Origin of the sequence: Haemophilus sp. HN_Hi08, assembly GCF_049824455.1 — a bacterium.
GTDB classification, from domain to species: domain Bacteria; phylum Pseudomonadota; class Gammaproteobacteria; order Enterobacterales; family Pasteurellaceae; genus Haemophilus; species Haemophilus influenzae_D.
Genome location: NZ_CP187493.1, coordinates 898829 through 910228 on the forward strand (window position 1 = coordinate 898829; position 11400 = coordinate 910228).

At 35.1% G+C, this 11400-nt stretch carries 11 protein-coding genes and 1 tRNA gene; 7 read left to right on the forward strand and 5 right to left on the reverse strand.

Going from position 1 to position 11400, the window contains the following annotated elements; translation table 11 throughout:
* Positions 1-2: 2 nt before the first annotated feature.
* From ACPT8O_RS04460 to ACPT8O_RS04470, 3 genes are read right to left on the reverse strand one after another with little or no spacing between them, the layout of a single operon-like run.
* Complete coding sequence (locus ACPT8O_RS04460; protein WP_041175367.1) at positions 3-2375, reverse strand: glycoside hydrolase family 31 protein; 2373 nt, start codon at positions 2373-2375, stop codon at positions 3-5.
* Between the two features lie 21 nt (positions 2376-2396).
* The gene (locus tag ACPT8O_RS04465) at positions 2397-3698 is read right to left on the reverse strand and encodes a TRAP transporter large permease (protein ID WP_021035533.1); all 1302 of its coding nucleotides are present in this window, start codon (positions 3696-3698) and stop codon (positions 2397-2399) included.
* A gap of 1 nt (position 3699) precedes the next feature.
* Positions 3700-4218, reverse strand: coding sequence for a TRAP transporter small permease (locus tag ACPT8O_RS04470; protein WP_041175366.1), 519 nt, complete (start codon positions 4216-4218; stop codon positions 3700-3702).
* Between the two features lie 209 nt (positions 4219-4427).
* Here ACPT8O_RS04470 and ACPT8O_RS04475 point away from each other — a divergent pair, with 209 nt between their 5' ends.
* The 5 genes from ACPT8O_RS04475 to ACPT8O_RS04495 are packed head-to-tail and all read left to right on the forward strand — an operon-like array spanning position 4428 to position 9334.
* Positions 4428-5420, forward strand: a complete 993-nt coding sequence (locus ACPT8O_RS04475; protein WP_005652579.1) for a TRAP transporter substrate-binding protein — start codon at positions 4428-4430, stop codon at positions 5418-5420.
* A 52-nt stretch (positions 5421-5472) separates the two neighbouring features.
* Positions 5473-6417 (forward strand): sugar kinase, encoded by a 945-nt coding sequence (locus ACPT8O_RS04480; protein WP_021035531.1) that lies wholly within the window; start codon positions 5473-5475, stop codon positions 6415-6417.
* An 11-nt stretch (positions 6418-6428) separates the two neighbouring features.
* The gene (locus ACPT8O_RS04485; protein ID WP_021035530.1) at positions 6429-7274 is read left to right on the forward strand and encodes an SDR family oxidoreductase; all 846 of its coding nucleotides are present in this window, start codon (positions 6429-6431) and stop codon (positions 7272-7274) included.
* A 9-nt stretch (positions 7275-7283) separates the two neighbouring features.
* On the forward strand, positions 7284-8687 hold the full coding sequence (uxaC, locus tag ACPT8O_RS04490; protein ID WP_425613347.1) for a glucuronate isomerase: 1404 nt from the start codon (positions 7284-7286) through the stop codon (positions 8685-8687).
* Between the two features lie 8 nt (positions 8688-8695).
* Positions 8696-9334, forward strand: a complete 639-nt coding sequence (locus ACPT8O_RS04495; protein WP_038439610.1) for a bifunctional 4-hydroxy-2-oxoglutarate aldolase/2-dehydro-3-deoxy-phosphogluconate aldolase — start codon at positions 8696-8698, stop codon at positions 9332-9334.
* Positions 9335-9387: 53 nt separating this feature from the next.
* Here the strand turns inward: ACPT8O_RS04495 and ACPT8O_RS04500 are convergent, their stop codons facing one another.
* Positions 9388-9714 carry a zinc ribbon domain-containing protein YjdM gene (locus ACPT8O_RS04500; RefSeq protein WP_021035527.1) on the reverse strand — a complete coding sequence of 109 codons (327 nt, stop codon included), beginning with the start codon at positions 9712-9714 and terminating at the stop codon, positions 9388-9390.
* Between the two features lie 102 nt (positions 9715-9816).
* On the opposite strand from ACPT8O_RS04500, the gene ACPT8O_RS04505 reads away from it, so the two are divergent.
* Positions 9817-10371, forward strand: a complete 555-nt coding sequence (locus ACPT8O_RS04505) for a YtfJ family protein (RefSeq protein ID WP_021035526.1) — start codon at positions 9817-9819, stop codon at positions 10369-10371.
* Between the two features lie 57 nt (positions 10372-10428).
* Here the strand turns inward: ACPT8O_RS04505 and ACPT8O_RS04510 are convergent.
* Positions 10429-10518, reverse strand: a tRNA-Ser gene (locus ACPT8O_RS04510).
* A 180-nt stretch (positions 10519-10698) separates the two neighbouring features.
* Here ACPT8O_RS04510 and ACPT8O_RS04515 point away from each other — a divergent pair.
* Positions 10699-11361, forward strand: a complete 663-nt coding sequence (locus ACPT8O_RS04515) for a Bax inhibitor-1/YccA family membrane protein (protein WP_005649826.1) — start codon at positions 10699-10701, stop codon at positions 11359-11361.
* The last annotated feature ends 39 nt before the right edge of the window (positions 11362-11400 follow it).

The following is an 11400-nucleotide window of genomic DNA, read 5'->3' on the forward strand; positions in this document are numbered from 1 at the left end:
TTTTAATCTAATAAACTCAATTTATAGCCTTGAGTGACCGTTTTTCCATTAATAATTAATTTTCTATTTTCTTTATTAGGAAGGTAGAAACTAATTTCATTATATTTTGGTAAATAATCACCCGATTTTTCTAAAACAAGTTCAATTGTTTGACTAGTGCATTTTAGATAAATATTAAATTTTAAAAATTTACCTTTTAAATAATCGAAACTTTCACCGTCATCATCAAATATAGTAATATTCCTCTCTCCTTGATTAAAAGGCATAATTAATAATTGTCTATAATTATCAGATAACGTATTTTTATGACATTTTTTTGCCATTGGAATAATGCTTCCAGCTTTTAAAAATAAAGGAATTTTTTCTAATGGTGCATCAGCTATGATTCTTTCGCCGCCATTAAACCATTTGTGTGTGTAAAAGTCATACCAACCGACGAAATTTTGTGGTAGATAGACTTCACGTTTTCGTTGATTAGGTTCCACAACAGAAGCAACGAGTAAATCTTCACCTAAAAGATAGTCATCATTTTCTTCAAAAGTATTTTTATCATGTTCGTGATCAAGGAATGTTGGTCGTAGTATTGGTTCATTATCATGATGAGCTTTCCATAATGTGTTATATAAATAAGGCATTAATATATAACGTAATTGGATAGCATCACGAATAATATTGATTATTTGTGGATACATCCAAGGTTCATTAACAGTTTTATCATCATTCCAAGAATGAATAGTGAAACGTGGATGCATGACACCATTTTGAACCCAACGTACAAATAACTCAGGATCTGGTTTATTACCTGAGAATCCACCTACGTCATGTCCAACGTTATAAAGTGCAGAAAGGCTCATACCTAATCCCATTTTGATGTTGTAACGCAATGTGTTCCAACTGGTACGATTATCTCCAGACCAAGTTTGTACATAACGGTTCATTCCAGGTGAGCCAGAACGTGAAATCAAATAAGGGCGTTTATTTGGTGCGTACTCTAATTGAGCCTCATAGGAAGCTCTCATCATTAATAATGGTTGTAATGGGCGCAATAATTTTATTGGCATACTTTCACCAAAATAACGGCATTTTGCATAGTTGTCCCATACTTCGAATTCATTATTATCATTCCAAGTAGAATTGATGCCGTAATCAAGCAATTGTTGTTTTACATTCTTTTTCCACCAATTTACAGTGTCCATATTGGTAAAATCTAAATGAGAGCCTTCATCATCCCAGAACATAGATTTTTCAGGATTATTTGATTCAGAATCTTTAATAAATAATCCAAGTTTTTCCACTTCTTGATAACGTGGATGATCTAGTAATAAACATGGTTTAATGTTTGCAGCCAACTTCATTCCTGCATTCTGAAAATATTTTGTCATTTCTTTCGGTGTTGGAATTTTGTCATAATTCCAGTTGAAAACATAACGCTTCCCATTTATGGAGGTATAACCTGAAGAGAGTTGGAATGAATCACAAGGAATATCATGCTCATTACATAAATTTACAAATTTTTTTAGTTGTTCTTGGGCATCAGATGCATCGGTATAGTACATAGTTGAACCACTATAACCTAAGCTCCATTTTGGACCAAAAATAGTACCTCCCGTAAGGCGACAATATTTTTTTGTTACATTAAGTATTTTGGGGCCTAGAATAACGTAGTAATCTAGATCTCCATCCTCAGCTTTATAGTTACGATAGTAAGAATGATAATTGTCAATTTCACTACCTAAGGTAAACCAACAAGGTGAAAGGTTATCGTAATATAATCCATAACTTACTTCAGGAGTATGCGTAATATAGAATGGAATGTGTTTATAAAGAGGATCTGTATGTTCAGCATTATAGCCCATTGCATCAATATTACGCATTTCAAAGCGACGACCATGGCGATTTAGATTTCCTGTTTTTTCACCGAGTCCATAATAATGTTCTTGAATATCTCGTTGTAAATAATGAGAAATGGTAGTATTTGAAATACCCATTAAATAGGCACCAGTTTGCCGGTCTTTAAATAATGGTTTCCATTTATCACCGTGTTTATATTCCCATTCTAGATAAAGTGGTTGATGAATTGTTACTTTTAAAAGTGCGGTTGAGATTTCAAGCGTTTTTTCTGTTTGCTTTACTTCATAATCAGGGCAGGAAAACCCTTTTAATGACCATTTATCACGACCTTGCCAATCTACATCTGATTGATTTGGTGTAATAGCCCAAGTATGAGGAACTTTAAATTCCTTATTCTTTGTAAATGCCACGCGTAATAAATCATTTTCTAACACGAAAATATGCATTTGGTAACTGTGATCGCAGGCAATATCAATGCGATGATTATGATTTTCTACAAATTGCCAATTTTTAATCGTTTTCATATTATTTTCCTAATGCGTGAATTAATAACCTAATAATATTTGTGGTAACGCTAAGCTTAATGATGGAATGTAAGCTACTAATAAGAGTGTTAAGATTAAAACTGCATAGAGTGGTAGTAGTGGTTTAATAACTTGATTAATTTTCACTCCGCCAACAGAACATCCGATAAATAATGCGCTACCAACAGGTGGTGTACAGATACCGATAGAAAGGTTGAAAGCCATTAATATACCGAAGTGAACAGGATCCATGCCTAATTCAGTCACAATAGGTAAGAAAATTGGTGTGAAGATAAGCAATGCTGGTGTCATATCCATAAATACACCCACAACTAATAAAATGATGTTGATGATTAGAAGTATGATAATTGGGTTATCTGAGAAGTTTAATAATGCATCGCTAATAGTGTAAGGAATATCTGCATTTGCCATTGCCCATGACATTCCCATTGATGTACCGATTAATAGTAGCACGATTGCAGTTGTAACAACCGAATCTAAAATGATCTTTGGTAATTCTTTGATGGTCACTTCGCGATAGAACACGACAGCAAGAATTAATGTGTAGATTACAGCGAACGCAGAAGCTTCTGTTGCAGTGAAGATGCCACCAATGATACCTCCCATTATAACGATAATTAAACCAAGGCTTGGTAATGCATCAAGCGTCTTTTTCATCGCTTCTGAGCGAGTTGGTTTTGGTGATATTGGGTATTTTCTTTTTTTCGCAATGATGGCAACAACAATCATGATTGATAAGCCCATCAAAATTCCTGGAATGTAACCTGCAAGGAATAATGCACCAATAGATGTTCCTCCAGAAATTAATGAATAAACGATAAAGGTATTACTTGGCGGAATAAGTAGTCCAGTTGGGCAAGAGGCAATATTTACTGCAGCGGAAAAAGCAGGATCATATCCTTCTTTCTTTTGTAAAGGTGACATAATCCCACCCATTGCTGCTCCTGATGCTACAGCTGAACCTGAGATTGAACCAAACATCATATTTGCGAGTACGTTCACGTGTGCTAGAGATCCAGGTAAGTGACCACCGATGACTTTAGCAAATTCAATTAACCGCATAGCAATACCGCCACGATTCATAATATTGCCCGCTAAGATGAAAAAAGGAATGGCGAGTAGTGAAAAGCTATCTAATCCAGATGCCATTTTTTGCGAAATAACAGTAATAGCAGCATCAAAAGGAATAGAAAGCATAATAGTAAGCAGTGAGGCAATTCCAATTGAAAATGAAATTGGTACACCAATAAAAAGTAGGACAAAGAAACTTGAGCTAAGCACAATAATATTGGACCATTCCATTTTATTCTCCTTGATTATCTGAAAGCGGTGATGATTTAAGATTCAAATGATGAAAGTTATCTATAATATCTCTTAAAAGGTAAATCAGCATAAAGCAACCACTTAAAGGAATTGCGAGGTAAACTAATCCCATTTGGATACCTAAGACAGGTGATATTTGCCCATTGTTTACAGTGTCTATTACCAAGTTGCCTCCCCCATAGCACATAATCATTGTTGCAAAAGCTACGCTGATTAAATTAATTACAAGTTGTAATCGATGTTGAAGGCTGGGTGAGTGTTCGAATTTACTGACTAGAAGATCAATCGCTAGGTGTTTCTTTTGACCAAGAGCATAAGCTGCGCCCATTAAGCCCACCCAAATAAAGAGAAATCTAGCTATTTCATCTGTATAAGTGCTAGGTGTATTTAATAAATAACGAGATAACACCTGCCAAACTACGCAACACACTAGAAATGAACTTAAAGCTACACAAATCGTTGATAATGCCCAATTCATAATAGATATAAATTTATTCATCATAGGTTCCTTATGTTATTAACTTAAGTTGGTGAACCAATTTTGTGTGTTTTTTTTATTTTTGACAAGTTTTTTTATTTAAAAATGTGATCTGGATCACCAATTTAAAATAATTGGATTGACCGCATTAAATTTGTTGGTCTATTATCTTTATAACATCCGAGCTGTTAGAGGATTAGTCTTTAATTTACTTATTATGGAGATGCGTTATGCAAATCAAAAAACATATGCTTTCTTGCGCTTTAACACTAGCATTATCTGCTGGTGTTGCTTTCTCAGCTTCAGCTAAAACCGTATTAAAATTAAGTCATAACAATGACAAAACTCATCCTGTTCATATTTCAATGCAATATATGGCAGATGAAGTAAAAAAATTAACTAATGGAGAAGTAGTGATCCGCATTTATCCAAATAGCCAATTAGGTAGCCAGCGTGAATCAATGGAACTATTACAAGCCGGTTCACTTGATATGGCAAAATCAAATGCGAGTGAATTGGAAGCATTTGAGCCTTCTTATGGCGCATATAATATCCCGTATCTTTTTCATGATGTGAACCATTACTATCGTGTTTTACTTGATCCTGCGGTAGGGCAAAAAATCCTTGATTCATCAAAAGGAAAGGGGTTCGTTGGTTTAACTTATTATGATGGTGGCGCACGTAGTTTCTATTCTGCTAAACCAATCCAATCTCCTGAAGATTTGAAAGGTATGAAAATTCGTGTTCAACCAAGCCCAACCGCAGTTGAAATGATTAAATTGATGGGCGCAAATCCAACACCATTAGCTTATGGTGAACTCTATACAGCGTTGCAACAAAAAGTAGTCGATGGCGCGGAAAATAATGAAACTGCTTTAACATTAGCTCGTCATGGTGAAGTAGCGAAATACTTTAGTCGTGATGAACACACAATGATTCCTGATGTGTTGGTAATAGGTCAAAAATCTTGGGACAAATTAACACCAGAGCAACAACAGGCTCTCAAGAAAGCTGCTGATGATTCTATGATGTATCATAAAGATTTATGGCAAAAAATGATTGCTGAAACAACTCAAGAAGCAAAAGATAAATTGGGTGTAACTTTTGTTGAAGTTGATAAAAAACCGTTTATTGATGCAACAAAGGATATGCATGATGCTGCTAAATCAAATCCTTTACTTAAGGAATATATTGAACGTATTGATAGTTTAGCAACCAAATAATTTGCATTGAGAAGGGTAGGCGCTTTCGCATACCCTTTACTTTGGGGCGAATATGAAAAAAATAGCATTTATCGGCGAGTGTATGATTGAACTCAATGGGAAACCCTTTGCGGAAATGTGGCAAAGTTATGGTGGTGATACCTTAAATTCTGCAACTTATCTTAGTCGAGTAAGTTCATCAAAAGAGATTCAAGTTCATTATGTCTCTGCATTAGGAACTGATAATTTAAGTAAACAAATGCTTAAATATTGGCAAGCTGATGGCATCCAAACAAATTGGGTTTTACAGGATGAACAGCATCAACCAGGTCTTTATCTAATCCAATTAGATGCTCAAGGCGAACGCACGTTCCTTTATTGGCGTAATCAATCTGCAGCACATTATATGGTTCAACATCCGGATTTTGCTAAGGTTATTGCAGAACTTCAGCAAGTTGATGTGATTTATTTAAGTGGTATTTCATTAGCAATCTTACCGAAAAATGACCGCACTTTTTTAATTGAGCAATTATCTTCTTTAGCTAAAAAAGGCGCAGAAATTGTTTTTGATAGTAATTATCGCCCTGCACTTTGGGGTTCATTAGAAGAAGCCCAAGATTGTTATTTGCAGCTTTTACCTAGTGTTAATATAGCTTTGGTGACTTTTGATGATGAACAAGCATTATGGAAAGATAAAACATCTAGGGATACTTTAGAACGATTACATAAAATTGGTATACCAAAAGTGATTGTGAAGTGCGGTAAGAATGGTGCTATTTTTTCAGATAGGTATTTATCTCAATATGGGCAAGTGATGACTGAACCTATTTTAAATGTGGTAGATACAACCTCTGCTGGTGATTCTTTTAATGCTGGATTTCTGAACGGTTATTTACGAAATAAACCTCTCGAAACTTGTTGTCAGCAAGGCAATCGTATTGCTGGCATCATCATTCAATATAAAGGTGCGATTATAGATAAAGTCGCAACGTCTCATCTTCAATCTGAATTTAATTAATGGAGTTTACTATGAATATTGCAGCAAACCATAACTTAGAAAATAAACTAATTATAATCACGGGGGCTGGCGGAGTGCTATGTTCATTTCTAGCTAAGCAGTTAGCGTATACTAAAGCTAATATTGCCTTGTTAGATTTGAATTTCGAGGCAGCAGACAAAGCAGCAAAAGAAATTAACCAATCAGGTGGAAAAGCAAAAGCTTATAAAACTAATGTGTTAGAACTTGAAAATATTAAAGAAGTGCGTGATCAAATAGCTATTGATTTTGGCACTTGTGATATTTTAATTAATGGTGCTGGTGGGAACAATCCAAAAGCGACAACAGATAATGAGTTCCATCAATTTGATTTAAATGAAACGACGAGAACATTCTTTGATTTAGATAAATCTGGTATAGAATTTGTATTTAATCTCAATTATTTAGGTTCATTATTACCAACTCAAGTTTTTGCAAAAGATATGCTTGGTAAACAAGGGGCAAATATTATTAATATTTCTAGTATGAATGCCGTTACACCACTTACAAAGATACCTGCTTACTCTGGTGCAAAAGCTGCAATCAGTAATTTTACTCAATGGCTTGCTGTATATTTCTCAAAAGTTGGTATTCGTTGTAATGCTATCGCACCAGGGTTTTTAGTTAGTAATCAAAACCGCACTTTATTATTTGATACTGAAGGAAAACCAACAGATAGAGCAAATAAAATTCTAACTAATACACCAATGGGGCGTTTTGGTGAGCCAGAAGAATTGCTCGGCGCATTACTTTTCTTAATAGATGAAAATTATTCTACTTTTGTCAATGGCGTGGTTTTGCCTGTTGATGGTGGTTTTTCTGCGTATAGTGGAGTATAGGGGGATTAAATGAAACAATTTATGGATGAAGATTTTCTTCTTTCAACAGATACAGCAAAAATTCTCTATCATGATTATGCCAAAAATAAACCTATTTTTGACTATCACTGTCATTTAAATCCAAGAGAAGTGGCGGAAAATCGTCAATTTAATGATTTAGCTGAAATTTGGCTAGAGGGTGATCACTACAAATGGCGTGCCTTACGTACAGCTGGAGTACCAGAAGAATTGATTACAGGGAAGGCTACTAACTATCAAAAATATTTGGCTTGGGCGAAAACAGTCCCTCTTTGTATTGGTAATCCAATTTATCACTGGACACATTTAGAATTACGCCGTCCTTTTGGTATAACCAATATGTTATTTAATCCGCAAAATGCGGAAAAAATTTGGCATCAATGTAATGAAATGTTGCAACAACCTGAATTTTCTGCGCGAGGCATTATGCAGAAAATGAACGTGAAATTAGTGGGGACAACAGATGATCCCATTGATTCTTTGCAATATCATCAAGCAATCAAGAATGATGAAAGTTTTGATATTGATGTTGTACCAAGTTGGCGACCTGATAAAGTATTCAAAATTGAGTTGCCACAATTTAATGACTACCTTGTACAGTTAAGTGAAGTTGCAGATGTAGATATTTATACGTTTGCAGATTTAAAAAAAGCGTTGTTAAAACGTCTCGAATATTTTGATGCTCAAGGTTGTAAATCTGCTGATCATGGTATGGAAATTGTCCGTTTTTCAGCTATTCCAGATGAATCAGTATTGAATAGTATTTTACAAAAACGTTTGCAAAATCAACCGCTCTTGGAAGAAGAAATCGCTCAATTTAGTACTGCAATTTTAGTCTGGTTGGCTTCGGAATATTGTAAACTTCACTGGGTAATGCAAATGCATATTGGTGCAATACGTAACAATAATAGTCGAATGTTTGCTTTACTCGGTGCAGATAGTGGCTTTGATTCCATTGGTGATCGAGCTTATGCATATCCCCTCTCTCGTTTGTTAGATGCAATGGATAAGGAAAATCAACTGCCTAAAACTATTTTATATTGCTTAAATCCTCGAGATAATGAAATGATCGCTAGTATGATCGGAAACTTTCAAGGCGATGGTATTGCAGGGAAAATACAGTTTGGTTCTGGATGGTGGTTTAACGATCAAAAAGACGGAATGGAACGTCAGTTACAACAGCTTTCTCAATTAGGGTTACTCAGTCAATTTGTTGGAATGCTAACTGATTCACGTAGTTTTTTATCTTACACTCGCCATGAGTATTTCCGCCGTATTTTATGTGAAATGATTGGTGGATGGGTTGAAAAAGGTGAAGCGCCAAATGACATTTCATTACTGGGTAAAATGATTGAAGATATTTGTTTCAACAATGCAAAAAATTATTTTAAATAGGGAAAATTATGTCATACACAACTCAACAAATTATTGAAAAACTTCGTGAACTCAAAATTGTGCCTGTAATTGCGTTGGATAATGCAGACGATATTTTGCCGCTAGCAGATACGTTGGCTAAAAATGGTTTACCTGTGGCAGAGATTACTTTTCGCTCTGAAGCAGCGGCAGATGCAATTCATTTACTGCGTACTCATCGACCCGATTTTTTGATTGCTGCGGGCACAGTTTTAACTGCGGAACAAGTAGTTTTAGCTAAAAGTAGCGGAGCAGATTTTGTGGTTACTCCTGGGTTAAATCCAAAAATTGTGAAATTATGTCAAGATTTGAATTTTCCAATAACACCAGGGGTGAATAATCCTATGGCAATTGAAACTGCATTAGAAATGGGAATTTCAGCGGTAAAATTTTTCCCTGCAGAGGCTTCAGGCGGAGTGAAAATGATTAAAGCATTGCTCGGTCCTTATGCTCAGTTACAGATCATGCCGACTGGTGGTATAGGGCTTCATAACATAAGGGATTATCTCGCTATTCCTAATATTGTTGCTTGTGGAGGCTCTTGGTTTGTGGAGAAAAAATTGATTCAATCCAAAAATTGGGATGAAATTGGACGATTAGTCAGAGAAGTGATTGATATTATTAAATAAATTTATGTCTTTAAAGTGCAAAGTGCGGTCTATTTAGATCGCATTTTTTTCGATTAAGCTTTTTTCAAAAACTCAGATTTCAACATGATTTTGCCGCAATCGACGTTATGATCGCCATTTACTAAGCGGATGTTTTTGAATTTTGTACCTTTTTTCAATACTTCTGATGAACCTTTTAATTTTAAATCTTTAATCAAAAGTACATCGTCGCCATCTGCAAGCAAATTCCTATTGCTGTCTTTTACGATGAGTTGATCGTCATCTGATTCTTGAATTTCATTATTATCCCATTCATTACCACAATCAGGGCAAACAAAATTAATTGAATCGTGGTAAACGTATTCACTTTGACATTTTGGGCAATTAGGCATTTGATCCATTGGGTTTTCCTTTTTGATTACATATAATAGGCGTGCGAGTATAGCAAAAAAGATGTCTTTCGCCAAAGCGTGAAAGTTTTTGATCAATTTTGAGGGAAATGTATGAAAAAACAAATTCTTGCCTTAGTTTGTAGTGTGATGTTTAGTAGTTCAACTTGGGCGCACAATTTGCAATTAGAGCAATCTTTACCATCGGTCAAAGTGAGTGAGTATGGTGAAATTGTACTTTCTGGAAAAGATATAACATTTCAACCTTGGGGTTCTGCGGAATTAGCGGGTAAAGTGCGTGTTGTACATCATTTAGCGGGTAGAACGGCAGCAAAAGAGAAAAATCAGCCAATGATTGATGCGATAAAAGCATCTCATTTTAATCCTGCAAAATACCAAACAACGACCATTATTAATGCGGATGATGCGATTGTTGGTACAGGTATATTTGTAAAAAATAGTGCGCAAAAAGGCAAACAAGAAAATCCACATAGCCAAGTTGTGCTAGATGATAAAAGTGCGGTGAAAAATGCTTGGGGATTAAATCCTAAAGATAGTGCAATTATTGTGTTAGACAAAACGGGGAAAGTAAAATTTGTGAAAGAAGGAAAATTGTCTGATAGTGATATTCAGACTGTTATTTCACTCGTGAATGGATTAACTAAATAATGTAATACAAAGTAAAAATCCCTAAGCTTTGCGACTTAAGGATTTTTTTAATTCTGATGGCGGAGGAATAGGGATTCGAACCCTAGGAGGGCGTAAACCCTCGCCGGTTTTCAAGACCGGTGCCTTCAACCACTCGACCATTCCTCCGTGATTGATGGGCGTAGTATAATGAATATTTTATTGATGTAAATAGAAATTTGATGATTTAACTTTAGATGATGATAATTTATTCATTTTGATGAAATTAATTCCATTAATAGCATTGACTTTTTTATCCTTAGCCCTTACTTTACTGAAGACTTTTTATTTATTTTACAAGGAGCTTTTATGCAATCACGTCTTATTGTGGATGCTCAAAAAGAATCGTTACTCAGCACACATAAAGTGTTGCGTAACACATATTTTTTATTGGGATTAACAATGGCATTTTCAGCGGTTGTTGCGTTTATTTCAATGAGCCTAAACTTGCCCTATCCAAATATTATTGTGTTATTAGTGGGCTTTTATGGCTTACTTTTCTTAACCAATAAATTAGCTGATCGCCCTGCTGGTATTTTGGCTGCCTTTGCTTTCACTGGATTTATGGGATACACCATCGGGCCAATTTTAAATATGTATGTGGCACGTGGAATGGAAGATTTGATTATGCTTGCATTCGCAGGAACTGCTATCGTCTTTTTCGCGTGTTCCGCTTATGTATTGACCACGAAAAAAGATATGTCATTCTTATCAAGCGCAATGTTCGCATTATTTATTGTGTTGTTGCTTGGTATGGTGGCAAGTTTCTTCTTCCAAATTCCTGCGTTATCAGTCGCAATTAGTGCATTATTTGTTGTGTTCTCAACAATGACTATTTTGTATGAAACCAGTAATATTATTCACGGTGGAGAAACAAATTACATTCGAGCAACCGTGAACATCTATGTTTCAATCTACAATTTATTCTTGAGTTTATTAAGATTACTTTCTATCTTTTCAAGTGATGAATAATGATTGAATTTTGACTTTATGACCCCACTATTTAGTGGG